Origin of the sequence: Kitasatospora sp. NPDC085464, assembly GCF_044541955.1 — a bacterium.
In the GTDB taxonomy this organism is placed as follows: Bacteria; Actinomycetota; Actinomycetes; order Streptomycetales; family Streptomycetaceae; genus Kitasatospora.
The window spans coordinates 41,934-66,890 of the sequence record NZ_JBITTM010000049.1 but is presented as its reverse complement, the minus strand read 5'-3'; the positions used below and the strand labels follow the sequence as shown (position 1 = coordinate 66,890).

Annotated in this window: 20 protein-coding genes, 1 tRNA gene and 1 riboswitch; of the genes, 7 read left to right on the top strand and 14 right to left on the bottom strand. The window is 74.0% G+C overall.

What is annotated here, in order from left to right; translation table 11 throughout:
* Window positions 1-398 precede the first annotated feature (398 nt).
* The 4 genes from ACIGG8_RS34160 to ACIGG8_RS34145 all read right to left on the bottom strand — a co-directional run bounded on the left by ACIGG8_RS34160 (window position 399) and on the right by ACIGG8_RS34145 (window position 5,599).
* Window positions 399-1,763 carry an FAD-binding oxidoreductase gene (locus ACIGG8_RS34160; RefSeq protein ID WP_396552511.1) on the bottom strand — a complete coding sequence of 455 codons (1,365 nt, stop codon included), beginning with the start codon at window positions 1,761-1,763 and terminating at the stop codon, window positions 399-401.
* Between the two features lie 267 nt (window positions 1,764-2,030).
* Window positions 2,031-3,317, bottom strand: coding sequence for an MFS transporter (locus tag ACIGG8_RS34155; RefSeq protein ID WP_396552510.1), 1,287 nt, complete (start codon window positions 3,315-3,317; stop codon window positions 2,031-2,033).
* Between the two features lie 224 nt (window positions 3,318-3,541).
* Window positions 3,542-3,629 (bottom strand) — tRNA-Ser (locus tag ACIGG8_RS34150).
* A 77-nt stretch (window positions 3,630-3,706) separates the two neighbouring features.
* Window positions 3,707-5,599, bottom strand: a complete 1,893-nt coding sequence (locus tag ACIGG8_RS34145; RefSeq protein WP_396552509.1) for a S1C family serine protease — start codon at window positions 5,597-5,599, stop codon at window positions 3,707-3,709.
* Between the two features lie 208 nt (window positions 5,600-5,807).
* Window positions 5,808-5,954, top strand: a riboswitch (TPP riboswitch).
* A 73-nt stretch (window positions 5,955-6,027) separates the two neighbouring features.
* Between ACIGG8_RS34145 and ACIGG8_RS34140 the strand changes: the two genes are divergently transcribed.
* From ACIGG8_RS34140 to ACIGG8_RS34125, 4 genes are all read left to right on the top strand, one after another.
* Window positions 6,028-7,395, top strand: a complete 1,368-nt coding sequence (locus tag ACIGG8_RS34140; protein WP_396552508.1) for a purine-cytosine permease family protein — start codon at window positions 6,028-6,030, stop codon at window positions 7,393-7,395.
* A 196-nt stretch (window positions 7,396-7,591) separates the two neighbouring features.
* On the top strand, window positions 7,592-8,416 hold the full coding sequence (locus ACIGG8_RS34135) for a glycerophosphodiester phosphodiesterase family protein (RefSeq protein ID WP_396552507.1): 825 nt from the start codon (window positions 7,592-7,594) through the stop codon (window positions 8,414-8,416).
* A 406-nt stretch (window positions 8,417-8,822) separates the two neighbouring features.
* On the top strand, window positions 8,823-9,269 hold the full coding sequence (locus ACIGG8_RS34130) for an ATP-binding protein (protein WP_396552506.1): 447 nt from the start codon (window positions 8,823-8,825) through the stop codon (window positions 9,267-9,269).
* A gap of 130 nt (window positions 9,270-9,399) precedes the next feature.
* Entirely contained in the window at window positions 9,400-10,383 is a 984-nt protein-coding gene (locus ACIGG8_RS34125) for a DUF5926 family protein (protein ID WP_396552505.1), read from the top strand.
* Window positions 10,384-10,576: 193 nt separating this feature from the next.
* Here the strand turns inward: ACIGG8_RS34125 and ACIGG8_RS34120 are convergent, their stop codons facing one another.
* On the bottom strand, window positions 10,577-11,209 hold the full coding sequence (locus ACIGG8_RS34120; RefSeq protein WP_396552504.1) for a bifunctional DNA primase/polymerase: 633 nt from the start codon (window positions 11,207-11,209) through the stop codon (window positions 10,577-10,579).
* A gap of 615 nt (window positions 11,210-11,824) precedes the next feature.
* Between ACIGG8_RS34120 and ACIGG8_RS34115 the strand changes: the two genes are divergently transcribed.
* Window positions 11,825-13,306 (top strand): PP2C family protein-serine/threonine phosphatase, encoded by a 1,482-nt coding sequence (locus ACIGG8_RS34115; protein ID WP_350519681.1) that lies wholly within the window; start codon window positions 11,825-11,827, stop codon window positions 13,304-13,306.
* A 203-nt stretch (window positions 13,307-13,509) separates the two neighbouring features.
* Entirely contained in the window at window positions 13,510-15,009 is a 1,500-nt protein-coding gene (locus tag ACIGG8_RS34110) for an aminopeptidase P family protein (protein WP_396552503.1), read from the top strand.
* Between the two features lie 124 nt (window positions 15,010-15,133).
* Here the strand turns inward: ACIGG8_RS34110 and ACIGG8_RS34105 are convergent, their stop codons facing one another.
* The 4 genes from ACIGG8_RS34105 to ACIGG8_RS34090 form a co-directional block, all read right to left on the bottom strand.
* Window positions 15,134-15,334 carry a hypothetical protein gene (locus ACIGG8_RS34105; protein ID WP_396552502.1) on the bottom strand — a complete coding sequence of 67 codons (201 nt, stop codon included), beginning with the start codon at window positions 15,332-15,334 and terminating at the stop codon, window positions 15,134-15,136.
* Entirely contained in the window at window positions 15,331-15,594 is a 264-nt protein-coding gene (locus tag ACIGG8_RS34100) for a hypothetical protein (RefSeq protein WP_396552501.1), read from the bottom strand. The genes ACIGG8_RS34105 and ACIGG8_RS34100 overlap by 4 nt, the downstream gene beginning before the upstream one ends.
* Window positions 15,595-15,898: 304 nt before the next feature.
* A complete protein-coding gene (locus tag ACIGG8_RS34095) occupies window positions 15,899-17,371 on the bottom strand; it encodes a hypothetical protein (RefSeq protein WP_396552500.1) in 1,473 nt (490 codons plus the stop codon).
* Complete coding sequence (locus tag ACIGG8_RS34090; protein ID WP_396552499.1) at window positions 17,368-18,045, bottom strand: RNA polymerase sigma factor; 678 nt, start codon at window positions 18,043-18,045, stop codon at window positions 17,368-17,370. The genes ACIGG8_RS34095 and ACIGG8_RS34090 overlap by 4 nt, the downstream gene beginning before the upstream one ends.
* A 235-nt stretch (window positions 18,046-18,280) precedes the next feature.
* Here ACIGG8_RS34090 and ACIGG8_RS34085 point away from each other — a divergent pair, with 235 nt between their 5' ends.
* Window positions 18,281-19,417 (top strand): helix-turn-helix domain-containing protein, encoded by a 1,137-nt coding sequence (locus ACIGG8_RS34085; protein WP_396552498.1) that lies wholly within the window; start codon window positions 18,281-18,283, stop codon window positions 19,415-19,417.
* Window positions 19,418-19,497: 80 nt separating this feature from the next.
* Here the strand turns inward: ACIGG8_RS34085 and ACIGG8_RS34080 are convergent, their stop codons facing one another.
* The 5 genes from ACIGG8_RS34080 to ACIGG8_RS34060 all read right to left on the bottom strand — a co-directional run bounded on the left by ACIGG8_RS34080 (window position 19,498) and on the right by ACIGG8_RS34060 (window position 24,880).
* Window positions 19,498-20,271, bottom strand: a complete 774-nt coding sequence (locus ACIGG8_RS34080; protein WP_350519675.1) for a MerR family transcriptional regulator — start codon at window positions 20,269-20,271, stop codon at window positions 19,498-19,500.
* A gap of 97 nt (window positions 20,272-20,368) precedes the next feature.
* Window positions 20,369-21,595 (bottom strand): hypothetical protein, encoded by a 1,227-nt coding sequence (locus ACIGG8_RS34075; RefSeq protein ID WP_396552497.1) that lies wholly within the window; start codon window positions 21,593-21,595, stop codon window positions 20,369-20,371.
* Window positions 21,596-21,733: 138 nt separating this feature from the next.
* Window positions 21,734-22,858: an LPXTG cell wall anchor domain-containing protein gene (locus tag ACIGG8_RS34070; RefSeq protein WP_396552496.1), complete on the bottom strand. Its 1,125-nt coding sequence runs from the start codon at window positions 22,856-22,858 to the stop codon at window positions 21,734-21,736.
* A gap of 410 nt (window positions 22,859-23,268) precedes the next feature.
* Entirely contained in the window at window positions 23,269-23,889 is a 621-nt protein-coding gene (locus ACIGG8_RS34065) for a flavodoxin family protein (protein ID WP_396552495.1), read from the bottom strand.
* 106 nt (window positions 23,890-23,995) lie between these two features.
* Window positions 23,996-24,880, bottom strand: coding sequence for an NAD(P)-dependent oxidoreductase (locus ACIGG8_RS34060; protein WP_396552494.1), 885 nt, complete (start codon window positions 24,878-24,880; stop codon window positions 23,996-23,998).
* Window positions 24,881-24,957: the final 77 nt, after the last annotated feature.

The following is a 24,957-nucleotide window of genomic DNA, read 5'->3' as shown; positions in this document are numbered from 1 at the left end:
GGGAGACAGACTTCCGCAACAAATCGACAAAGCACTAGCTCGACCAACGGATTTCGCCCGTTAGCGTGATATCCACCCGGGCCGCGCATAACGGGCAGGAAACCGGACAGCGCACCGACACACCGCCACCGAGCTGGGATTCTGCCCGTACGGACGCCGGTTCGCGGGCGATCCGGAACGGCGCTTCGACGCGACGCGAACCGCCATGCGCACCACCCCGGCGCAGAGCGATCGCCCATGCGCCCCGGAAAAGTTCGACCACCCTTCCGTGTCGACTTTTCCAGCCATTCGCAGACCATCGGAAAGTCACACCGAAACGGGGGCCACGGCGGGCCACAAGGGGCCGCGGACAGACCACAACGGGCCGCGAACGGACCGCCGGCGGACCGCGGTGAACGTCAGACCATCTTGCCGGGGTTCAGGATTCCCAGCGGGTCGAAGACCGCCTTCAACTGCCGCTGCAGGTCCAGCGCCACCGGACCCAGTTCGCGGGCCAGCCAGTCCCGCTTGAGCAGCCCCACGCCGTGCTCCCCGGTGATCGTGCCGCCCAGCTCCAGTCCGAGCGCCATGATCTCGTCGAAGGAGCGCTGGGCACGGGCGGCCTGCTCCTCGTCCGAGGCGTCGAAGATCACGATCGGGTGGGTGTTGCCGTCCCCCGCGTGACTGACCACCCCGATGGTCAGCCCGTGCCGCTCGGCGATCGCGGCGACGCCGTTCAGCATCTCGGCCAGCCGGGAACGCGGCACCGCCACGTCGTCGATCATCGTGGTGCCCAAGCGGTCCATCGCGGGCAGCGCCAGCCGCCGGGCGGCCAGCAGCAGATCGGACTCCGCCTGGTCCTCGGCCGGCACCACCTCGGTCGCCCCGGCCTCCCGGCACAACTGCTCGACCCGCGCCAGCTCGCCCGCGCGGTCCGGGCCGTCGAACGCCACCAGCAGCAGCGCCCGGGTCGACTCGGGCAGCCCCATCTGCCCCAGCTCGTTGACCGCCCGCACGGACACCGCGTCCATCAGCTCCATCAGCGACGGGGTCAGACCGCGCGCCATCACCTCGCAGACCGCCGCACCGGCCGCGTCCGCACTCGGGAACTCCGCCGCCAGCGCCAACTGCGGGGCCGGCGCGGGCCGCAGAGCCAGCACCGCCCGGACCACCACGCCGAGCGTCCCCTCCGAGCCGACGAACAGCCGGGTCAGGTCGTACCCCGCCACGCCCTTGGCCGTCCGGCGGCCGGTCGACAGCAGCCGCCCGTCCGCCAGCACCACGTCCAGGCCGAGCACGTACTCACTGGTGACGCCGTACTTCACGCAGCAGAGCCCACCCGCGCCGGTGCCGATGTTGCCGCCGATCGTGCAGGACTCCCAGCTGGACGGGTCCGGCGGGTAGGACAAGCCCAACTCCTCTACCGCACGCGAGAGTTCGGCGTTCACCACACCCGGTTCGACGATCGCGATCCGGTTCACCGGGTCGATCTCCAGGATCCGGTTCAGCTTCACCAGCGACAGCACGACGCAACCGTCCACCGCGTTCGCCGCACCCGACAGCCCGGTCCGGGCACCCTGCGGCACCACCGGCACGCGCAGCTCGGTCGCCGTGCGCATCACGTGCTGCACCTGCTCGACCGTCTCCGGGAACACCACCACGGCGGGCACGCCGGCCGCGCAGAACCCGGCCATGTCGCGGCTGTACGCGGCGGTCACGTCGGGATCCACCACCACGGCCCCGGCCGGGAGGCCCTGCGCCAGTCGGTCCGTCAGATCACCCATCGCCGCCTCCGCTCGCCGCCCGACCAGCTCCCCCTCCGCACTCTGCCCGCGTGCCGGGAGAGGGGCAAGTGGGCCCCGGGCGGCGCGGGACGGGGAGGGACGGGGGAGGGACGGGGAGGGACGGGGAGGGACGGGGAGGGACGGGGAGGGACGGGGGAGGGACGCCCGCCGGGCCGCAGGAGAGCAGCAGGAAGGCACCCGGGCCGGGGCTCCGGCGGGCGTGGCAGCGGGCGTTCCCGGGCGCAACCCGCACACCCCGGTCACGGGTCACGCCCGCCGGAGGGTGGGGCCGGCCAGGGCGGTCAGGCCGGCGGTGCCGGCGGCGAGGGCGCAGAGGAGGGTGGGCAGGGTCGCGCCCGCCGTGTCGGCGAGCACGCCCAGCAGCGCGTTGGCGAGCACCAGGGCCCCGCTCTGCACGAGCGTCAACAGCGCCTGCACACGGGACAGATGGGAGTCCGGCGCGCCGGCCGCCACCAGCGGTCCGAGGTGGCAGGCGAAGAGCCCGGAGCCGACGCCCGTCACCGCGCTGCCGGCCACCGCTGCCGCCGGTCCCGCGGCCAGCGCCAGCAGCGTGACCCCCACGGACGCCGTACAGAGCCCGGCCGCCGCCCCGACGCCCGCCCTGGGCAGCCCGCCCCGCCAGGCGATCAGACCTGCCACCGCGAGCACCCCGGCCGCCTGTCCGCCGGTGACCAGCCCCGCCGTGCCCGCCGTCCAGCCGTGCGCCCGGGCGAGCAGCGGGGCGAGGAGTGACATCACCGGCAGCAGCGCCCCGGCGGCCGCGCCGGTGAGCAGCAGCGCGGCGCGCAGCAGCGGGTCGCGCAGGGCGAGCCGGACGCCGGACGCCGCCTCGCGCAACAGGCCGGCCGGCGCGTCGGACGGCGCGGCCGACGGCGCGGCCGCCCCCGGCCGGAGCCGCAGCAGGACCAGCAGGACGACCCCGAAGCTCGCCGCGTCCGCCACCGCCGCACCGGGCAGCCCGCCGACGGCGACCAGCAGGCCGCCCAGCGGCGCCCCGAGCAGCGCGGCGCCCTGCCCGCCGGCCTGGCGCAGGGCGAGCGCCCGGGGCAGCCGGTCGGCGGGCACCAGCCGGTTGGGCATCGACCCGCTCGCCGGGAGGTGGAAGGCGTCGACGGTCCCGATCACGGCGGCCGCCGCGACCAGCAGCCACAGCGGCGTGCCGCGGCTGCCCGCCACCAGCGCCAGGGCGGCGGTCGCGACCAGCATCACCGCGTCCGCGGCGAGCATCACCCGGCGGGCGCCGACCCGGTCCGCGACCGCGCCGCCCAGCAGCACCAGGGCCGTCCGGGGCACGGTGATCGCGGTCAGGACGAGCCCGGTCGCCCCGCCGCCGTGCGCGGACGTGGCCCACCCGAGGGCGAAGTACAGCGCGGCGTCGCCCAGCAGTCCCGCCTGGGTGCCGGCCAGCCACAGCAGGTAGGGCCGGGGCAGCGGCGACCGCACGGCAGCCCGGGGAACGGTGGCGTCGGGATCGGCGGCCTCGGGAACGGCGGCCGCGGGATCGGCGGCGGTGGGAACGGCGGCCTCGGTCATGCCGGGCGACGCTAGGACCCTCGACCCGGTCGAGGGCAAGCACGGTCCACCGGCCGAGCGACCGCCTCGACCTCCACCCCGGGCGTACCGCCCCCGGCCCGTAAGCCCGCGGCCACAGCGGCCGGTTGGGCCGCCGCGACGACCGGGACCGGTGCCCGCAAACGCAGAGGGCGGGTGCCGACTCGATGTCGGCACCCGCCCTGAGCAGGTGGTTCTCCTACCGGCGGAGAGCGTGGGATTCGAACCCACGGTGACGGGTCACGCCACGACAGTTTTCAAGACTGTTCCCTTAGGCCGCTCGGGCAGCTCTCCAGGCGGAGGTCAGCCTAACGGGTCCGGCGGGGTTCGGCGCACACGGTTTCGCGGCGTCGCGGGTCAGCGGGCGGGGGTCACTGGTCGCCGTCGCGCTGGCCGAGGGTCACCTTGGTGGTGAGGGTCTGGCCGTTGCGGGTGTACTCGACGTCGACGGTCTCGCCGGGCTTGTGCGTCCAGATCCGGCTGACCAGGGCGGGGCCGTTCTCGATCGGCACGCCGCCGAGCTTGGTGATGACGTCGCCCGGCTTGAGGCCGGCCTTGTCGGCCGCGCCGCCGGGGGTGACGGCCGGCTGGCCCTGGATGTCCTTGGTCTGGATCTGCGCGCCGTCGCCCTTGTAGTCGTCGTTGCGCAGCACGTCGAGCTTGGCGTAGACGGGCTTGCCGGTCTTGATCAGGGTGTCCGCGACCCACTTGGCCTGGTTGATCGGGATGGCGAAGCCCAGGCCGATGCTGCCGGCCCGGCCGTTGGCCGAGGCGTTGGACTGGATCGCCGAGTTGATGCCGACCACCGCGCCGCCGGAGTCGAGCAGCGGGCCGCCGGAGTTGCCGGGGTTGATCGAGGCGTCGGTCTGCAGGGCGTTCATGTACGAGGCCTGCGAGCCGGTCTCGTCGCCGGATGCGACCGGGCGGTCCTTGGCGCTGATGATGCCGCTGGTGACGGTGGACTCCAGACCGTACGGCGCGCCGATCGCGACGGTGGCGTCGCCGACGTTGACCTTGTCGGAGTCGGCCAGCGGCAGCGGGGCCAGCTTGCTCTTCGGCGGGTTGTCGATCTTGATGACGGCGACGTCGTAGCCCTCGGCGTGGCCCAGCACCGAGGCGTTGTACGAGGTGCCGTCGGCGAACTTGACGGTCAGTTTGCCGCCGTTGAGGGTCGGCGCGACCACGTGGTTGTTGGTGAGGATGTGGCCCTCGGTGTCGAAGACGAAGCCGGTGCCGGTGCCGGACTCGCCGTTGCCCTGCGCCTTGATGGTGACGACGCTCGGCAGCGCCTTCTGCGCGATGGCGGCGATCGAGCCGGGGGCGGGCTCGTTCTTCTGGGTGTCGCTGGCCTGGACGGTGGTGCTGCGGTGGTCGTCCGCGGAGCTGCTGCTGCCGTTGCGGTCGGCCACGGTGACGCCGACGGCGCCGCCGGCCACCCCGGCGACCAGCGCGACGGCCGCGATCACGGCGACCAGACCGCCGCGCTTCTTGCGCGGGCCGCCGCCGGTCGGGCCACCGGGGTAGTCGGCCGGGTAACCCAGCGGGCCGGACGGGCCGCCGGGGTGGCCCGCGCCGCCGGAGGTGGCGTCGTGGGTCGGGCCCCAGCCGCCGAGCGGCTGGCCGGCGCCGAACGGGTGGTGGCCGTGTGCGCCGGGCGCGGCCGGGGTGCCGGGGGCGGATGCGGCGGCGTACGGGTCGTGCGCGCCGGCGGCGGGGACGCCGTGGGTCGGCGTGGCGTACGGGTTGGCGGCCGGCGGCAGCACCGGGGCCGCGGGAGCGGCCGGCGCGGGCGGCAGGACCGGCGGCGGCGCGTCGATGTACCCGGTGGCCGGGTCGACGGCGGGCTCCTCGGCAACCGGCGCGACGGGTGCGGCAGCTGCGACGGGTGCGGCGGGCGCCTCGGCCGGTGCCTGCGGCGCGGGGACCTTGGTGAAGGCCACGGTGGGCTTGTGCCCGCCCTCCGGCGCGGCGGCCTCCGGGGCCGGCTCCGACCCCGTCGGCTCGGCCGCGGACTCGGGCACCCGGCTGAACGCCATGGTCGGCTTGTGGCCGCCCTCCGCCGGAGCGGCACCGGCGTGGGCCGCGTCCGCCGGAGCGGCGTCGACGGCGTCGGCCGCCGCCTCCGGCTCGGTGACCCGGCGGAAGGCCATGGTCGGCTTGTGCCCGCCCTGAGCGGGGCCGTCGGGAGCCGACTCAGCCGCCCCCTGGCCGGCGGGCTGCTCCCCCTGCGGCCCGGTGGGCCCAACCTCGCGCTCGGTGCTCACGGACGACCTCCATAGCTGGCAGAACCAAGGACCATAGTTTTTCGCATTGTCGATTCGATTGCCGTAAGGACCCCTCTGAAGAACTCATAAGAATCCTTAGCCGGTGCCGACGGCCGGGGGCTCCCCTCCCCGCCTGGCGTCCCGCGATGCGGACCGCGCACGCCGTGGCCTTGGGCGTTCGCCCCCCTGCCGGTTAGCCTGTCGCTCCAAACTGACACGCGGGAGCTTGGACCGACCAGGCTGAGAGTGCGCATGTCGACCGTACGCCACGCGAGCGAGGCGCACGGTCGAGGGGGCGCAGACCGCCGGAACCTGTCCGGGTAATGCCGGCGTAGGGAGTATCGGCCATGCCGTCTGCTTCGCCATCCTCTTCTTCGGGTGCCCCCGGCTCCGGGGACTTCCCCGCCCCCGCGGATTCCTCCGGCCCCGTGGCCGGCACGGGTGCCGCGACCGCCGTCCTGGACCGCTCCGAGCGCCTCGAACGCGTCGAGGCGCCGCTGGTCCTGGACACCGAACCGCCGCGCACGCTGCGGTTCCGCGACCACTTCGCGCTCTGGATGAACCTGGGCGTCAGCCTGATCGGCTTCTCCACCGCCGCCACCGTGCTCGGCGCCCCCGGCAGCGAGCTGTCGCTGGCCGCCGCGGTGACCGCGATCGTGGTCGGCACGGCCGTCGGCACCGCGATGCTCGGCGTGGCCGCGCTGATCGGCGCCCGGACCGGCGCCCCCGCGATGGCGAACCTGCGCGGGCTGTTCGGCACCCGGCTGTCGTACCTGCCGACGGTGCTGAACATCGTCCAGTGCATCGGCTGGGGCGTCTTCGAACTGCTCACCATCTCGGCGGGCGCCCAGACCGTCGCCCACACCACCGGCTACCGCTGGCTGTTCGTGCTGCTCGCGGGGGCTGTGACCACCGCGCTGACGATCTGGCCGCTGGGCTCGATCGCGGTGCTGCGCCGCTTCGTGGCCGGCGCGGTGGCCGTGGCGATGGTGTACTTCACCGTCCAGCTGGGGCGTCAGGGCGTGCCGGACCCGGGCGCCGGCAACTGGCACGGCTTCCTCGGCGCGACCGACGCGATGATCGCGGTGTCGGTCTCCTTCGTCCCGTTGGCCGCCGACTACACCCGGCACTCGCGCACCGCGCGCTCGGCGTTCTGGGGCAGCTTCTCCGGGTACACGATCGCCCAGGTCTGGTGCTACGTGCTCGGCCTGATGGCGCTGCTGCAGTCCGGCGGCGACCCGGACAAGATCTTCGACTCCTTCCTGGGCGTCTGGGCCGGCTGGCTGTTCCTGCTGGTGCTGGTGCTGCGCGAGACCGACCAGTCCTTCGCCAACGTGTACTCGACCGCGATGTCGGTGCAGAACCTGCTGCCGAAGGTGGACCGCCGGATGCTGAGCGGCGGGATCGGCGTGCTGACCACCGTGCTGGCACTGCAGATCGACAAGTTCACCGACAGCTACTACAACTTCCTGGGCCTGATCGGCTCGGTGTTCGTGCCGCTGCTGGCGGTGCTGGCGGTGGACTTCTTCCTCGGCGCCGGGCGCCGCGGCTGGAACCTCGCCGAGGACGCGCCGGGCCGCTGGACGATGCTGCTGCCGTGGGTGCTGGGCTTCGCGGTCTACCAGTTCATCGCGCCGACCAAGGTGGCGGACTGGTGGACGGACTTCTGGACCTCGGCCCAGGACGCCCTGCACTTCACCCCGCAGGAGTGGACCTCCGCCTCGCTGTTCGCCTTCCTGGTGCCCGCCCTGGCCACCTGGGCGCTCACCCCGCTCTCCCGCCGCACGGCGCGCTGACACCCCGCGCCCCGGGGCCCGGCGCGCCGTCACCCGACGCGCCGGGCACCCCTCGCGCGGGCGCACGACGACCCTCGCGCGGGCGCCGGGCATCCCCCGCGTGGACGCCCGGCGACCCCCCGGCAACCGGCAGACGGCCCCACAGGTTGGGGCCGTCTTCGCCTCCCCGTCACCTCCGCCGCCTATCGTTGGCCCTGTGACCAGCCCAGACCTGTCCTCGGCGGCGGCGCGCACCGCGGTGCCCGTCCAGGTGATCGCCCACCGCGGTTCCTCCCACGCCCTGCCCGAACACACCCTCGCCGCCTTCCGGCGCGCGCTCGACGAGGGCGCCGACGCGGTGGAGTGCGACGTCCGGGTGACGGCCGACGGCCACCTGGTCTGCGTGCACGACCGGCGGATCGGCCGGGTGTCCAACGGCCGGGGCACCGTCTCGGCGATGACGCTCGCCGAGCTGGAGGCGTACGACTTCGGCGCCTGGAAGACCGGCCGCCCCAGCACCGACCCCGAGCTGCGCGGCGTGCTCCGGCTGGAGCGCCTGCTGGAGCTGGCGGTGGACTGCGGCCGCCCGGTGGACCTCGCGATCGAGACCAAGCACCCGGTGCGCTTCCGCGGCCTGGTGGAGGCCGAGCTGCTGCGGATGCTGGAGCGGTTCAAGATCGGCGCGGCCCGGGAGAACGACCGCCCGTCCGCCCGGATCATGAGCTTCTCCTCGGTCGCGCTGAACCGGGTGGCCGCCGCCGCGCCGGAGTTCCGGCGGGTGTTCCTGTTCGAGCGGGCGCTGCCGCTGGTCGGCCGACTGCGCGAGGGCGCGGCGCTGCCGGGCGGGGCGCGGATCGCCGGGCCGGGCATCGAGCTGGTGCGGGCCCGCCCGCAGCTGGTGACCCGGCTGCGCGAGCTGGGGCACGAGGTGCACGTGTGGACGGTGGACGAACCGGCCGACGTCGAGCTCTGCCTGGAACTCGGTGTGTCCGCGATCATCACCAACCGGCCCGCCGAGGTGCTGGCGCAGCTCGGCAGGTGATCCGCCGACGCACCGACGGCCGTGCCGGTGCGGACTGATCGGTCTGGTCGGCAGTCAAACCTTCCGCGCGCGATATTGCCGGAATTCCTTGCCCCGGGCGACAGAGGGTGAGCACGGAATGACCTCCGGTCGACCGTCCGTCGCCGTGCTCGAAATGGGCTCGCGGGATCGTCCGGTGCTCGTTTCCGACGCATTACCAAGGGGCATCTCTCCCTCGGCATACGCTGAAGGAGGTCCGGGGGTGGCGTTGATGGTGGCGCGTGAAGTGCCGACTTCATCGACCATGGCAGTGCCGCACGGCCCAGCGAGTGTCGGGGTCGCACGGCGCCGACTGCGTCGAGATCTGGGCGACCGGCAGATACCCGAACCGGTCATCGATGATGCCGTACTGATCCTTTCCGAACTGTTGAGCAATGCGTGCCGGTACGCCCGTCCGCTCGGCCCGCTGCCGGCGCTCGGGCGCAGCGCCCGAGCCGAGGTGCTCGGGCAGGTGCTGGTCGGCGTGCCGTCCGTTCCGTCCGGCCCCTCCGTGCCGTCCGGGGCGCACGCCGCGGACGGCGGCCGGGAGCACGGCGAGGGCACGGACGAGCCGGACGGCGGTGTGCTGGTCCGCTGGCAGATGCACGCCGACGGCGTGCTCACCCTGGAGGTCACCGACGGCGGGGCGGCCACCCGGCCGCTGCCCGCCAGTCCCTCGCTGACCTCGCGCGGCGGCCGCGGCCTGGGCATCGTCGACCGGCTGGCCAGCGACTGGGGCGTGCGCGACGCGCCCGGCGAGGTGACGGTCTGGGCGGCGCTGCCCGCCCGCAGCCGGCACGCCCGGCGCACCGGGGGCGACGCCCGCAGCGCGTAGGGCCCGTCCTCGCGCCCCCGGTGCCGGCGCGCCCCGGCGCGTTCGCGCGCGCCGGGGGTAGCGCGGGTGCCGGAGGAACGTCAGTAGGCTTCCCGGGACACAGGACCACCGTTCCCGGGAGAGCCGCACCATGGGCAAGAAGGCCGCCAAGAAGGCGCCGCAGCGTCAGTCCACCACCGCCGTCACGGGCGAGATCCCCGTGGTCGGGGCCCGAGAGGACTGCCCCTGCGGCTCGGGCCGCCGCTACAAGGCCTGCCACGGCCGGGAGGCTTCGCACGCGGTGCAGGAGCTGGTGCACCGCCCGTTCGAGGGCCTGTCGGGCGAGGCCGACTGGGTGGCGCTGCGCGAGCTGGTGCCCGCCGCCACGGTGCCGCTGACGCTGGCCGCCGGGGTGGCCGAGGGCGCCAACGGCGAGGTCCCGTCGGTGACCCTGGCCACCGTGCTGCCGCTGGCCTGGCCGGCCCTGCGCCGCCAGGACGGCTCGATCCTGCTCGGCCTGCAGACCCAGTCCTCCTCCGGCGACCTCAGCCGCGACCTCGGCGACGCCCTGGAGCTGGCCCTGGCCACCGAGCCGGGCACCCCGGTGCCCGCCCGCCGGACCGTGCCGGGTGGGCGCCGCCTGCAGGACATGCTGGACGCCACCGCCGCGTTCGCGCCCGCCGTGCACACCGGCTTCGAGTTCTGGCTGGAGGACGCCGAGACCGCCACCGGCGAGGTCGCCGCCTCCCTGGAGCGCGCCAACGCCTCGGCCATCCCGACCGAGAAGCTGGCCGGTGTCGACGCCGCCTACTGGTGCGGCACCCCGGACAAGAACCACCTGCGCTGGGTGATGACCGTCCCGGAGGAGCAGCTGCTGGACGCGCTGGCCCGGCTGAACGCCGCCGGTGAGGCCTCGCTCGGCCCGGACACCCGCCTGGTCGGCTCGTTCCGCGCGCACGGCCTGACCGTCCCGGTGTGGGACCTGCCGCTCGCGATGACCGCCGCCGACTGCGAGAAGCCGGCCGCCGAGTTCGGCGAGCGGCTCGCCGCCGTCCTCGCCGACACGACCCCGCTGACCGCCGAGGAGCGTCGCGCCCGCGCGAACCTGGTGAACCGTCAGGTCACCCTGAACTAAAGCGCGCAGGTTCCGCGTGATACGCGTCACATTGTCGCGGTGAACGCGCAATTTCCGGGCGTGGAGGGCGTCTTGGAAATTGGCGCGGGCGCGGATCCTTGTTACTGTCTAAAGAGTCCGGCCGCTGGTGCATCCCCCGTCGCCAGCGGCCGGATCTTTTGTTTTTCCGGCGGGCCGCGTGGATCACCGCGGATCAGTACGCCGAGCGGCCGCTGTCCAACCGGACCGTCGCATCGACCAACTCGCCCAGCAGCGGCCCGACCTGCGGCAGCCAGACCCCGCCCACCCCCGGTCGCGGCGCCAGCACCCAGCGCACCCGGCCGGCCGAGCCGCCGGGCGGCAGCGGCAGGAAGCCGCCCGGCCCGTGATAGCGCAACGATCCTGGCACCCAAGGGAGTTGGGCGAGCATCTCGCCGAGCGCATCCAGCGAGTACGGGGCCACCAGCAGCGCGTAGCGGCCCGGCATCGCCAGCACCGGGCCGAGCGGCATCCGCAACGCGCCCAGGTAGGCCAGCGCCCGCGCCCCGGCCTCCGCGGGCAGGCTGACCGCCGAGACCGTGGAGCCGGTGGCGGCCAGCACCGTCGCGTCCGGGCTCTGCCGCTCCCACCACCAGCGCACCATCCGGGCGTCCGTGGTGGCGGCCAGCAGCGAGGGGTCGTGCGGGTGCACGCCGGGGACGGTGCAGTCCCGGTCGCCGCAGGAGCAGCGCCCACCGCTCAGCACGGTGCCCGGCACCACGGGCCAGCGGTGGTCGACGGCGGCCGCCAGGGCCGCGGCCAGTCGGGCGGCACGCTCCTCCGACCGGTCCTTCGGGTTCTCACGCATGGCGCTCGTTCCTTTCCCTGACCGCTCGGCTCGCTCCGCTCCGTCGACATCCGTCGGGATCCTCCGCGCGGGCCCGCCGCGGCACGGCCCCGGGCGGTGCGGAGCGGGCGGCAATGCGGACGGGGCGGCTACGACGAGGAGCACGGTGTGGAGCACGACATGAGAAGGGCCGTGCACTGGAAACAGCCCTTGGAACGAGAATCCCGTATGCGACCGGATGGACGCCGCCCGGGCGCGTTTGGTTCCACCGTACGAGTGAGAGACTTCCGGCCGACCCGGCTCCCGGGCGGCACGGGCATACGATCCGGACGGCCGCCCGGTCCGTCCCCTCGGTTCTGCCCGTTCGCGGCTCGCTCCATGCCTCCCGGTCCGACCGGCGCGCACACGAACCCCGCACGCCCTCCGACCGGGTCGCAATGGCCGTGGAACCGGCCACCGCGTCGTCCTGGATCTGGACATGCCCCGAATGGCCTGTGTAGAAGTGGTGGCATTGCTGTCGATCAATGACGAGTAGTAGCGAATCGAGGCGAAACACGCCCTTTGGCCGTGCTCGCTCCACATTGGCCGTACCTGGGGGTTTCGCATGGCACGTAGCACCGCGTCAGGAGTGGCGGCATGACCGAGTCCCACCCGCCGACGGCCCTCCCGTCGACGACGACCGCCGAGCCGGGCGAGACCGGCTGCGCAGGCGGGCTCACCGTCCTCGACCCGCCGGGACTCCCCGGCCCCGCCGACGCCCAGGACGGCCCCGCGGACGCACCGGGCGCACCGGACGGCCCGGCCGACGACCGCACGGCACCGTCCACCGCCGTGCAGGACCGTTTGGCCGGACGCCTGTCCGATATCACCGCCCTGCACGAGCACACCGAGCGGCTCGCCCGGGCCCGCGGCCTCGCCACCACCCTGGACACCCTCCTCGCCTCCGGCGCCGCCCTGCTCGGCGCCCGCCGCGGCGTCCTGGTCACCCGGATGCCCGGCGGCGGCCCCGGCCAGCCGGTCGGCCTCGGCCTCGACCGCGCCAGCCTCGGCGCCCTGGAGACCGTCCCGCCCGAGCAGAGCCTGCTCGGACGGCTGCTGCGCGAACGGGACCGGCCCGAGCAACTGCACTCCCCCGACCTCGCCGAGGATCCGGCCATCGGCGCCCGGCTGCGCGAACTCGCCGTCCACCTCGGCCTCGGCGGCGCCTTCGGCCTGCCGCTCGCCACCCCCGAGGACGGCCCGCTCGCCGCCGCCCTCTGGTTCTGGGACGAGCCCGCCGAGCCGACCGAGTGCCGGCGCGAACTGGCTCGCCACTACTGCGCGATCGCCGCCCCGCTGCTCGCCAAGCAGCTGGAGGCGGAACGGATCCGGCGCACCACCGAGGCGCTGCGCCGCGGCCTGCTGCCCGACCACCTCCCCCAGACCGCCGGGCTGCGACTGGCCGCCCGGCTCGTCCCGGCCGGGCTGGACCGCTCCTGCGGCAGCGACTGGTACGACGCGATCCCGCTGCCGGACGGCACCGTCGGCCTCACCGTCGGCTCCGTCTCCGGCGACGGCCCGGGCGCCGGCCCCGGCTCGGCCCCCGGCGCGGCCGCCGCGATGGGCCGGGTGCGGGCCGCGCTGCGGGCCTACGCGGTGCTGGAGGGCGAGGACCCGGTCTCCGTCCTGGGCGACCTGGAGCTGCTGCTCAAGACCACCGAGCCGACCCGCACCGCCACCGCCGTCTACGCCTGGGTGGAACCCGAGGAGCGCCGGGTCACCCTGGCCGGCGCCGGGCACTGCCCGCCCGTCCTGGTCGGCCGGCGCGGCGCCGAGTTCGTGGAGACCTCGCTGTCCGCCCCGCTCGGCATGCTGGCCTGCTGGGAGGCGCCCGGGGTGGAGTTCACCGCCGAGCGCGGCGACACCCTGCTGCTCTACACCGAGGGCCTGGCCCGCCGCTGCGGCCCGACCCTGCACGCCGGGCAGGCCAACCTGCGCCGGGCCGCCGCCGACGCCCCGCGCGACGTGCGGATCGACCCGGACCGGCTCTGCGCCCACCTGCTCGCCGTCTGCCCGGCCCCGGAGGCCGCGACGACGGCCACCGACGACCTGATGCTGCTGGCAGCCCGCTTCGAGTAGCCGCGCGCTCCCGCGCGTGCACACGTCTCCCCGAGGTCCGCAGGGCCCGGACGGAGGCACCCGGACCGGGCCCGGACGGATGTACCGGGCCCGAACCGACGAGCGACCGGGCGTCCGTACCATGGACGCACGGCCGCCCGCGCGTGTCGCGATCCGACACTCCCCCGAGGGGCGGCGGTACCACCCCCAAGGAGGCGTTGCACGTGACCGAGGACCGCACCCCCGCGGTGGCCGAGAACCCCGAGGCCGAGGGCGGCGACGAGCCGCAGGAGTTCAAGGGCCGCAAGAACGGGCTCTACGGCGAGATCTCCGACGAGCTGGCCGCCTCGATGAAGTCCGGCTGGGCCGACACCGAGCTGCACGGCCTCTCCCCGGTCGCGCAGGCCCCGTACGCGGCCGAGCGCCGCGCCAAGCTGTCCGCCGCCTACCCGGGCGAGCGCCTCGTCGTCCCGGCCGGCAACCTGCGGGTGCGCTCCAACGACACCGACTACGCCTTCCGCGCCTCCAGCGAGTACGTGCACCTCACCGGCGACCAGACCGAGGACGCGGTGCTCGTCGCCGAGCCGACCGGCGGGACCGGCCACGAGTTCGCGCTCTACCTGCTGCCCCGCTCGGACCGCGAGAACGGCGAGTTCTGGCTGGACGGCCACGGCGAGCTGTGGGTCGGCCGCCGGTACAGCCTGAGCGAGCAGGAGCAGCTGCTCGGCCTGCCCGCCCGCGACGTCCGCAAGGCCGCCGAGGAGCTGGCCGCGGCCGCCGGGGACTCCACCGTCCCCACCCGGATCGTCCGCGGCTACGACGCCGGCCTGGAGGCCGCGCTGGCCGACGCCCTCGACGCCGACAAGGACGCCGAGTTCAAGGAGTTCCTGAGCGGCCTGCGGCTGGTCAAGGACGAGTGGGAGATCGGCGAGCTGCGCGCCGCCTGCGACGCCACCGTCAAGGGCTTCACCGACGTGGTCCGCGAGCTCGGCCAGGCCGTCGCCACCTCCGAGCGCTGGATCGAGGGCACCTTCTGGCGCCGCGCCCGGGTCGAGGGCAACGACGTCGGCTACGGCACCATCGCCGCCGCCGGCCCGCACGCCACCACCCTGCACTGGGTCCGCAACGACGGCGACGTGCGCCCCGGCGAGCTGCTGCTGCTGGACGCGGGCGTGGAGACCCACACCCTGTACACCGCCGACGTCACCCGCAGCCTGCCGATCGACGGCCGCTTCACCGAGCTGCAGCGCAAGATCTACGACGCGGTGTACGACGCCCAGGAGGCCGGCATCGCCGCGGTGAAGCCCGGCGCCCGCTTCCGCGACTTCCACGAGGCCTCGCAGCGGGTGCTCGCCGAGCGCCTGCTCGCCTGGGGCCTGCTGGACGCCTCGGCGTACGACGTCGAGAAGGTCCTGGAGCTGGGCCTGCAGCGCCGCTGGACCCTGCACGGCACCGGGCACATGCTCGGCCTGGACGTTCACGACTGCGCCCACTCCCGCCGCGAGGAGCACGTCGACGCCCTGCTGGTGCCCGGCATGGTGCTCACCGTCGAGCCCGGCCTGTACTTCCAGCTGGACGACCTGACCGTGCCGGAGGAGTACCGCGGCATCGGCGTCCGGATCGAGGACGACATCCTGGTCACCGCCGACGGCAACGAGAACCTCTCGGCCGGCCTGCCCCGCCGCTCCGAGGACGTCGAGGCCTGGATGGCCTCGCTGGCCTGAGCCCGGCCCGAGGGCCTGGCTGAACCGGGTCCGAACCGGTCCGGACCCGGTCCGAGCCGCCGTACGCCGAAGGGCCCGGCCTCCCGAACCGCTCGGGAGGCCGGGCCCCGGTGCGTCCGGGGGGTCAGCGCTGGACGGTGGGCCGGACGGCGACGGTCGCACCGTGGTGGCCGTCCGAGTCCCCGCCGACCTGGATCTCCACCGGGCCGGCGCTTCCGGTCCGCTTCAGGCCGACCCGGAACGCGTACTCGACCGGGTTGCCCCGCAGGACGCCGACCAGCTCGGCCGGCGCCACCCCGAGGCTGCCGTTGCAGTCCGCGGTCACCTCGAAGGACTTCCACTCGTTGCCGACCTGGTGGTGTCCGTGGCCGTGGTGGCCACGACGGCGGGCGTCTCGACGGCGGGCGGCGCGGTGGCGGTCGGGGCGGCGGAGGGGGCGGCGGTGACGGCGCTCGGCGCGGCCTCGGTGGGCGTCGCGGAGGCCGCAGCCGGCGTGCTCGTGGCGGATCGGACGGCGGTGGGGGCGGGGGCGGCCTGGAGGGCGGCCTCCGAGGCGTCGCAGGCGGAGGCACCGATGGCAGCCACGACAACGAGCGGGATAACCTTCGTAATACGGGCGATAACGGACGCGTTCATGTGACAGTCCCCCCAGAGGACACAGTGCTGGTGATGTCGGATGCGCGGACGCCTTGCCTGCGTCCCGAGGAACCGGCCCGAGCCCCGGCCCCGCCGGCTCGCTCTCCCCGCCTCTCACCCTGATAGACGTCCATCCCGGCAGGGGGTTGCAGGTGGATCCGAAAGGTTTTCCGCAACCTCGCCCCGGAACGCCGAAAGACGCCGTGACCAGGGGTTTTCCTGGTCACGGCGCCTCTCGGCGGTCGCCGGTCGACTACCTCACGATGTTCTCGAAGGCGATCTTCTCGCCGATCACGGTCAGCGGGCCGCTGCCGTCGTACGGCAGCGTCGCCTGCATCCGAATCGGCATGATCCCCGGTCCGTCGGCAGGGTCGACGCTCATGCGGTACATCACCGTGTGGCTCGCGCCCGGCGCCAGGGGGAAGGCGGCCGCCTTGCCGGCCGTCGCGTAGTCCATGCCGCTTCCGGGCGACATGCTCACCTTGGTCCAGGTGCCACCGTCCTGGCGCTCCAGCGTGCCGACGTTCATCGGGATCGGGCTGTTCGGCGTCCCCGGGTAGGGGTCGGTGAAGACCAGCGGCTGGACCGCCGGCAGGTTGACCGTGCCGGTGTTCCGGTACGTCACCACGATGCTCACCGGCAGCGGGTCCTTGACGGACACCATTCCCCCCGGAAGTATCCCGCTGTACGTCACGGCGACGGTGTCGCGGTTCACCGCCGGGGGGTCCGGAGCCTCAGACGGCGCCGGCCCCGGCGCCTTGTGGCCGCTGACGTCCAGGCTGTTGACGATCGTCTGCAGGCCCGCCTGGTAGTCGTCCTTGAGGCCGCTCGCCGCCACGTACACCTGGTCCGAACTCAGGGCCCACATCTGGGACGTGAACGAGTCACCGGGCTTGCAGGTGGCCTTCCACTGGGTCTTGTCGCCCGTCTTCCCCGCGATGGTGGGCCGGGTCCGCACGGCCGGGGAGACCGACGAGTAGGGCCCGGTGGGGATGTAGGGATGACCCCAGATCGGGCAGGACGGCTGGTGGCTCCAGCCCGAGCTTGAGGCCATGTCGCCCATCGTGGGCCAGATGGCGTGCGCGCTCTCGTCCGGGGTGTTGTAGACCGTGACGTAGACGCCGTACGGCTCGCACTCGTCCTGGGACCAGTTCGACGAGGAGTCCGTCGGCGCGCCCGGGCTCAGGACGCAGACCGTGGAGGCGTCGAGCGGCACCGTCTTCCAGCCCGCCGGCACCTTGAACTTGACGCCGCGGAACGAGTACGACGTCGCCGGACCCACCGGGGGTGCGGTGTTGGTGGCCGACGCGCTGGAGGACGGGGCGCCGTCGGCGAGGGGGAGGTCGGTCTCGGGCTCACCCGTCGTGGTGTCGGTGGCCGTGGGGGTCGCCGACGGGGTGGGAGTGACGATCGGCTCGGCGGTCGGGCTCGGGGAGGTCGTCAGTGAGGCGGCCGGCGGCGGCGGGGTCTGGTCGTGGGCGACCGGCTCACCGTGGAAGGTGAGCACGCCGAGCGCCATCGCCGCGGCCAGGCCGAGCGGGACGGTGACGGCGTACACCGGGCGCAGTCGGCGGATCCGGCTCTTCGGGGGTGCGGCCGGGCGCAGGCTGTTCGCCGTGACCAGGGCGGCACGCGCGCCCATCGCCTCGCGGAGCAGCCGTTCGGTCGGGGTTTCGGCCGGCCCGTCGCCGTCGCCGCCGATACGGCGGGGGAACTTGTCGGTCATCTAACCTTCTCCAGGTGCTTTTCCAAGGCGTCCAGGGCACGACTGGCCGTGGACTTCACGGCACCCCGGGAGAGCCCCAGGGTCTCGGCTATCTGCGCCTCCGACATGTCGGACCAGTAGCGCAGCACCAGCACCTCTCGCTGGCGGGGAGTCAATTCCTGCATCGCCACCAGGACCCGACGGTGCTCGTCGTTGAGGACGGCGTGGTCCTCCGCCGAAGCGGCGTCGGGCTCGTGCGGCGGCACGTACTCGCGGGCGGTCTTGCGACGGCGCAGCATCGAGCGGGCGCCGTTGACCACGGACGTCCGCAGGTACCCGAGCGCGTTGTCCAGGTCGTCCAGTTCCTCGCCGTGGCGCTGGTAGAGCTGGGTGAAGGCCTCCTGGACGACGTCCTCGGCCAGGTCCTGGTGGTCGACCAGGAGCACGGCCATCCGCACCAGGCCGAGCCGGTGGGCGTGGTAGAGGCCGGTCAGGGTGGGCCGTTCGTCCTCGGGCTTGCGACCGCCGCGCAGCAGCCGGAAGCCGGAACGGCGCTGCTTCACCTCCTGCTCGGTGACGGGGCCGGCGAGGGGCTCGCCGACCTCCTGCGCGCCGAACAGCGCGGCGACCACACCGCGGACGGTGAAGCCGCGCTCCTTTCCCGGCACGACGGTCGGCCCGATGGCCATGGACATGCGCGTTTCCGCTTTCCCCCGGGACGGTGACGGCGTTCGCCGCACCGTCAGGTCCACCTGATCAAGATCGTGATCGGGGGGATCCTCCCAGCTGCCCTCGCCTCGGTTCCCTCCGCCCCCACACCTAGTGGACGTGCGACAGGGGTGGAGGTTGCAGGTGGGTTCGAAGAAATGTCCGAGGAGCCCGGACGACTAGACTCACCGGCGTTCCGCCACCCGTGAGCAGGGGGTTCGCATGGCCGAGCAGGACGTCGAGGACGCGGTCGGCGCCGACACCGGAACCGCCGGCGCGACCGCCACAGCGACCGCCACCGGAGCCGCCACCGGAGCCGCCACAGCGACCGAGCAGCGGCCGCGGCCGGTGGCCGTCGCCATCGGCCGGCGGCCGGAGCCCGTGCACGACGTCGCGGTGTACGCCTTCGAGGGCATGGCCCCGTTCGAACTCGGCGTCGTGGTCGAGGTGTTCGGGCTGGCCCGGCCCGAGCTGACCGGGCTGCTGGCCACCCCCTGGTACGGCCTGAAGGTGTGCGCCGACCGGCCCGGGACGGCGCTGGACGCGGTGGGCGGCTTCACGCTGACCGCCCGGCACGGGCTGGACGAACTGGCGGCCGCCGACACGGTGGTGGTCCCCGGGGTGCCGAACGCCTTCGGCGGCGAGGTCTCCCCCGGGCTGGTGGCGGCACTGCGCACGGCGCACGAGCGCGGCGCCCGGATCGTGTCGATCTGCTCGGGCGCCTTCGCGCTGGCCGCCGCCGGGCTGCTGGACGGCCGGGAGGCGACCACCCACTGGCGGTACGCCGAGCTGTTGCAGCAGCGCCACCCGGCGGTGCGGGTCGACCCGGACGTGCTGTACGTGGACAACGGGGACGTGCTCACCAGCGCGGGCAGTGCGGCCGGGATCGACCTCTGCCTGCACCTGGTCCGCCGGGACCACGGCGCCAAGGTGGCCAACACCGTGGCCCGCCGCTTCGTGGTGGCGCCGCACCGGGACGGCGGCCAGGCCCAGTTCATCGAGGCGGCGGTCGGCACGGTCGAGGAGGAGGACGACGGGATCGCCCGCAGCATGCAGTGGGCGCTGGACCACCTGTCGTCCCCGCTGACCGTCCCGGTGCTGGCCCGCGCCGCCCGGATGTCGGACCGCTCGTACCTGCGGCACTTCACCGCCCGCAACGGGACCAGCCCGATGCGCTGGGTCGTCACCCAGCGCATCGCGGCCAGCCTGCCGCTGCTGGAGTCGCCGGACGGGACGGTGGAGGAGATCGCCGCGGCCGTCGGCTTCGAGAGCTCCGCGACCTTCCGCCACCACTTCGGCCGGGTGATGCGCACCTCGCCGACCGCGTACCGGCGTTCGTTCGGACGCGGGGTCGCCTGATCGCGTCACGCCGTCACTCCCTCAGGCCGTGGCGGCCTGAGGGAGTGACGGCGTGACAGTGTGACGACCGTGTCGAGCCGTTACGCGTTCTCCCGCCGGTCGGCGTTGGCGACGATGGCGTCGTGCAGCCACTGCGCCAGGCCCGGGGCGAGCTCCTCGTACACCTTCGTCCAGCGCGGGTCGGAGACGTACAGACCGGCCAGTCCGCGGTGGATGGTGAACGTGCAGTCGTAGAAGTTCCGGCAGATGTGCTGCCGGTGCGCCTCGGCGAGGTCCGTGGCCACCGTGCCGTCGGCGGGCTCGCCGGCGGTGATCGCCGCGGCCAGGGCGGTGTTGAGCTCGGTCATCTCGGCCTGGACCCGCTGCCAGTCGGCCTTGGAGTAGCCGCCGGTGCGGCGCTGGGACTCGGCCCAGGCAGCGGTGTCTCCCCAGCGCTGCTCGGCCTCCTGCTCCCACTCCTCCTGGTATCCCTCGCCGAAGATCTCGAACTTCTCCTCCGGGGTCAGCTGAATGCCCATTCTCCGTGCCTCCATGGCGTGTTCGACGGCTGCGGCGATGTCCTGGAGGTGCCGGATCCGGTCGGTCAGCAGTTGGTGCTGCCGCCGGAGGTGCTCGCTCGGACTGACCGAGTGGTCGTCCAGGATCGCCGCGATCTCCTCCAGGGGGAACCCGAGTTCGCGGTAGAAGAGGATCTGCTGCAGCCGGTCGAGATCGGCGTCCACGTACCGGCGGTAGCCGGAGCGGGTACGGCCGGCCGGGGACAGCAGGCCGATCTCGTCGTAGTGGTGCAGCGTGCGGACGGTCACCTTGGCGATCTTCGCCACGGCGCCGACCGAGTAGCCCTCACTGGTCATCGGAGTTCCTCCCTGGTGCTGACCACTACCCTCGGCTCTCACGTCGCGTGAGGGTCAAGCCGTCTTTCCGGGCGTCGACTGCTCGGGCGGGCGCTGCTCAGGTGTCGGCGCCGACCAGCGCCCGTTCACGCCGCCGGGCCGCCCGGCGTCCGCCGTCGCCCTGGCCGCCGGACCGGGTCCGGCGGGACTGCTGGGTGGGCCAGAGCAGCACGTACGCGGCGGAGACCACCACGAAGGCGAGCCGCACGAGGCCGCGGGCCGAGTCGGACGGCAGGAACAGCGTGCCGCCGTACAGCGCGGCCAGCGCGATCCAGCTCCACCACGGGACGAGCCGCTTCTGACCGACGGCGTCCCAGAGCAGGGTGCCGAGCAGGATCGAGGCCGTGTAGTACGTGTAGACGCTCGGGTCGAGGAGGATCCGGGCGTCCGCGCCGAGCAGCACCACGGCCGGCCAGCGGCCGCGCCACACCGCGATGGCGCCGAGGCCGATGCCGAGCGCGAACTGGGTCGGGCGGTCCCACCAGGGGGTGGTCGGGTCGGTCACCCCGAACCAGCGCAGCGCGGAGGCGGGCTGGTTGGGGATGGTGAACTTGGCCGCCGCCATGGTGTCCAGGTTGCCCAGGTAGAACGGCAGCCAGGCGATCGCCACCAGAAGGGCGAACCAGAGCACGGTGCGCAGCCAGGCGGGCCGGGGCAGCGCCAGGATCAGCGGGGCGAAGGCGATCGCCCACGGCTTGGAGTCCACCGCCAGCGCCAGGAAGATCGCGACCTGGGTGGGCTTGCCGCGGGCCAGGGCGTGCGCGGCGAGCGTGGTGAAGAACAGCGCGAGGACGTCGTCCAGGTGCGCGAAGCGGACCGACACCTCGACCCACATCGGAATGAAGGCCAGTCCGGCGATCAGCAGCCGCTGCTGGAGCCGGCGGTGGTTGGTGCCGGTGCCCAGGTAGTAGAGGGCCGCGGTGCGGCCGATCACGACCAGCATCACCAGGCCGAGCGCGGCGCTCGCCGCCTCGGCGACCAGTTGGCCGATGTGCGGCGAGAACGGAGCGGTGAGCCTGGCCGCGGCGAGGCTCACCGGGCCGATCTGCAGCTCCGGGTGGTGGGCGTAGAGCGACAGGCCGCCGTCGGCCTGGCCGCTGAAGAGCAGCTGCTCGCCCTGGCGCAGGTAGTGCCAGGAGAAGCCGCCGCTCGGCTCGACCAGGAAGAACCAGAGGACCGTCCAGGCGACCAGCAGGACGTGGTGCCTGCGGAGCGGCAGTCCCGCGATCCGCCCGGTCGCCGCCTCGTAATCCGTGGTGGCCCGTGCCGTGCGTGCTTCCCGCACCTGTCCTCTCCCCGCCGGTTCCGCCCCCCTCCGGCCGGACATCCTATGTGACGGAGGAGTACCGCCCGTGCCGCCCGCATGACCGTCCGGTGGACGGCGCGGGCGACACGGGCGTACCCGCGGAACGGTTGTCCCTGGTCAGCTGTGCTGGCCGGTCTTGCGGCGGCGCAGCACCACGAGGGTGCCGACACCGGCCACCAGGACGGCGCCGCCGACGGCCGCGATCGCGGTGGTGTCGTCGCCGCCACCGGTCTGGGCCAGCGCCTTGTCCGCGTTGTCGGAGGCGGTCTTGGCCTTCTCGACGCCGCCCTGGGTGATCTTCGGCGGGGTGACGGTCGGGGTCTGCACCGGGAAGTCGATCGGCTGCTGGACGTCCGTGCTGCTGCCGGACGGCGCCGGAGCGGCGGTGGTCGCGGAGGCGGACGGCGAGCCGGTGCCGGGGGCCGGGGTGGTCGGCGCCGGGGTGGTCGGGGTCGCGGTCGCCGTCGCGGTGGCGGTGGCCGTCGCGGTGGCGGTCGCGGTCGCCGTGGCGGTCGCGGTGGCCGTGGCCGTCGGCGAGTGGCTCGTCGTCGGGGTCGGCTTGCCGGTCTTGGTCGGGGTGGCGGTCGGGGTGGGCTTGCCGCCACCGGCCTTGATGGTGAAGCCGGCGCCCTTGATCCCGTCACAGCTGAAGCTGCCGTGGTCGTCCGGGTTGCCGGTGTCGGCGGAGAACACCACCGGGACGACGCCGGCCTTGCCCAGCGGGGTGTCCTGGGCGAAGGAGACGCGGACGTCGATGTCGATGTGCTTGCCCTGGCCGATGTAGAGCAGCGCGTCGTCGGCGGCGTTGCCGTCGGTCACGTCGCCGAGCAGCATCAGCACGGCGCTGTCGTCGCCGTCGCCGCCGCCAGGCGCGACGGCACCGGTCTTCCAGGTGCCGCCACCGGGCAGGCCGGCCGGCAGCTTGTACTCGACCTTGAGGTCCTTCGCCTTGAGCGAGCCCGCCTTGTTCTTGAACTTCAGCAGCGGGTAGGCGACGAAGTCGCTCTTGGTCGAGTTGTCGATCCGGTAGGTGAACACGCGGGCGTCGCCGCCGGCGATGAAGGTGTCCGGAACACCGCGCACCGAGAGGTCCAGGGCCTTGTGGCCCGCCTTCTCGGCCGGGGCGGACGCGGAGGCGGAGCCGGTGACTCCGACGGCCATGGCGCCCTGGGCGCCGGCCAGCACGAGCGAGGACGCGAGCGCGGCGGCGCCGGCGAGGGCAAGACTGCGACGTATGGACAAGGGAGACCTCACGGACGTTTCCGGGCGAGGCCCGGGCGCGAGGGGGCGGCCGCAGACGCCCCGTCCCCCCGCGAAGCTGAAAGTGCGACGGAGAGTACCGAACGATCCGGCCGAGCCGGAAGGCGGGTGCCGCACTGTGCCCGAGCGGTGGAAGTGACGCGCCCGGTTCGTCCAACTCCGTCCAGGTACAAGGCTTTTGCGCTTTGCCAAAAGATGACCGGGAGTGACGGGTACACGTCCGGAGGACCGTACCGCACCCGGGTCGGGAGCGGTACGGGTCCCGGGGGGTCGGATCGAGAGCACGATGCCGGGGGCGGGGCGGGAGACCGGGCGCGCGGCGCCGGGGGCGGTCAGCGCGCGTCAGCCCGCGTCAGCCCGCGTCTGCCCGCGCCCGTCCGCGTCAGCGCGCGTCAGCCCGCGAAGAAGGACTTGGCCGCGATCAGCGCCCGCTCGTCGCGCAGCACGTCGCCCGGGCGGGTGCCGTTGCCGAGCAGCACGCCGCCCCAGCGCATCCGCATGTACTCGGCGGTCAGCCGGAGCGTGCCGATCAGCGGCTCGGCCTTGTCGTCGGAACCGCTGAGGGCGGTGACTCCCCACAGGGTGGCGCCGCCCATCCGGGTGCGGAAGTCCAGTCCGGGCACGCGGAGCCAGCCCGACCAGTGGTCGAGGTAGAGCTTGGCGCTGGTCGGGAGCGTGTACCAGTACAGCGGCGCGACGAGGACCAGGTCGGTGGCCGCCAGGGTGGCGTCCAGCAGGGTCCGCTCGTGGCCGACCGGCTCGGGGTAGCTGCCGTCGCCGTCGTGCCGCAGGTCCCGGAAGACGGGCAGCGGGTGCTCGTCGAGCCGCAGCCAGCGTTGCTCGGCCCCGGCCGGCAGGCTCGACTCGGCGGCCAGCCGCGCGAGTCGGGCGGAGTTGCCGTCGGTACGGGCGCTGGCGTCGAGGAACAGGAAGCGGCGCGGCTCCCCGGCGCCGGACGGCTCGTCGAAGGACTGCTGGTCGGACGGCTGATCGGACGGCTGCTGGTCGGACATCGGATCTCCCCCGGGTCGCACGGCGCGGACGGGGGTGCGAGCACCCGGCCCACTCCGGTTATTCCGCGCCCGCGCCCGGCCGTCGGCTACGCGGGCGGCCCGCCGGTCACTCCGGCAGTCCGGCCCGGCGGCGGGCGACGGCGGCGACCGCCGCCCAGTCCTTGTCGCCGTCGCCGTGCGCCAGCGCGTCCAGGAAGGCGTCCCGCAGGATGCTGCCGAAGGGCAGCGGCACGTGGCGGGCGGCCCCCGCCTCCAGCGCGAGGCCGACGTCCTTGAGCCCGAGCGGCAGCCGGAAGCCGGCCGGCTCGTACCGCCGCTCGGCCACCATCGCGCCGTAGCCGGAGTAGATCGGCCCGGGGAAGAGCGTGCTGGTGAGCATCTCGACCAGGTCGGTCGGCCGGACCCCGTGGGCGTCGGCCAGGCTGCACGCCTCGGCCAGCGACTCGATCGCGCAGGCCAGCAGGAAGTTGGTGCTGATCTTGGCGGTGTTGGCCTGCCGGGGGCTCTCGCCGAAGTGCCAGGTGCGCTGCCCCATCGCGGCGAACAACGGCTCGGCCCTGGCCAGCAGGTCGGCGGCGCCCGCGGCGAGGATGTTCAGCCGGCCCTCGGCCGCGACCGGCGGCCGGCCGAGGACGGGCGCGGCGACGTAGCCGATGCCGTGCTCGGCGTGCAGTGCCTCGGCCCGCTCGGCGAGCGCGAGAGAGACGGTGGCCATGTTGACGTGCAGGGTCGCCGCGGCGCCGGTCAGCAGGGCGGGGTCGAGCAGCAGGCGCTCGACCGCGTCGTCGTTGGCGAGCATGGAGACCACCGTGTCGGCGTCGAACACCTCCGCCAGCGAGTCGGCCGCCTGAGCGCCCTCGGCCACCAGGGCGGCCACCGGCTCGGGCGAGCGGTTCCAGACCCGTACGGTGTGACCGGCCCGCAGCAGGCTGCCGGCCATGCCCCGCCCCATCGAACCCAGCCCCACGAAGCCGACCGTCGTCCCGGTCATCCGCGCACTCCCGTCGCCGCTGTCGATCACTGCGGCCGACTGTACGTCAGGATGCGAACGGACCCCGGCCGGTCACG

What these genes read in the sequence shown, in the direction of transcription:
- ACIGG8_RS34155 (WP_396552510.1), bottom strand. Translation starts at nt 3,317, where the DNA reads ATGACCGAGGCCGCCGTTCCCACCGCCGCCGATCCCGCGGCCGCCGTT.
- ACIGG8_RS34060 (WP_396552494.1), bottom strand. Translation starts at nt 24,880, where the DNA reads ATGACCGGGACGACGGTCGGCTTCGTGGGGCTGGGTTCGATGGGGCGG.
- ACIGG8_RS34085 (WP_396552498.1), top strand. Translation starts at nt 18,281, where the DNA reads ATGGCCGAGCAGGACGTCGAGGACGCGGTCGGCGCCGACACCGGAACC.
- ACIGG8_RS34090 (WP_396552499.1), bottom strand. Translation starts at nt 18,045, where the DNA reads ATGTCCATGGCCATCGGGCCGACCGTCGTGCCGGGAAAGGAGCGCGGC.
- ACIGG8_RS34080 (WP_350519675.1), bottom strand. Translation starts at nt 20,271, where the DNA reads ATGACCAGTGAGGGCTACTCGGTCGGCGCCGTGGCGAAGATCGCCAAG.
- ACIGG8_RS34065 (WP_396552495.1), bottom strand. Translation starts at nt 23,889, where the DNA reads ATGTCCGACCAGCAGCCGTCCGATCAGCCGTCCGACCAGCAGTCCTTC.
- ACIGG8_RS34120 (WP_396552504.1), bottom strand. Translation starts at nt 11,209, where the DNA reads ATGCGTGAGAACCCGAAGGACCGGTCGGAGGAGCGTGCCGCCCGACTG.
- ACIGG8_RS34095 (WP_396552500.1), bottom strand. Translation starts at nt 17,371, where the DNA reads ATGACCGACAAGTTCCCCCGCCGTATCGGCGGCGACGGCGACGGGCCG.
- ACIGG8_RS34125 (WP_396552505.1), top strand. Translation starts at nt 9,400, where the DNA reads ATGGGCAAGAAGGCCGCCAAGAAGGCGCCGCAGCGTCAGTCCACCACC.
- ACIGG8_RS34160 (WP_396552511.1), bottom strand. Translation starts at nt 1,763, where the DNA reads ATGGGTGATCTGACGGACCGACTGGCGCAGGGCCTCCCGGCCGGGGCC.
- ACIGG8_RS34115 (WP_350519681.1), top strand. Translation starts at nt 11,825, where the DNA reads ATGACCGAGTCCCACCCGCCGACGGCCCTCCCGTCGACGACGACCGCC.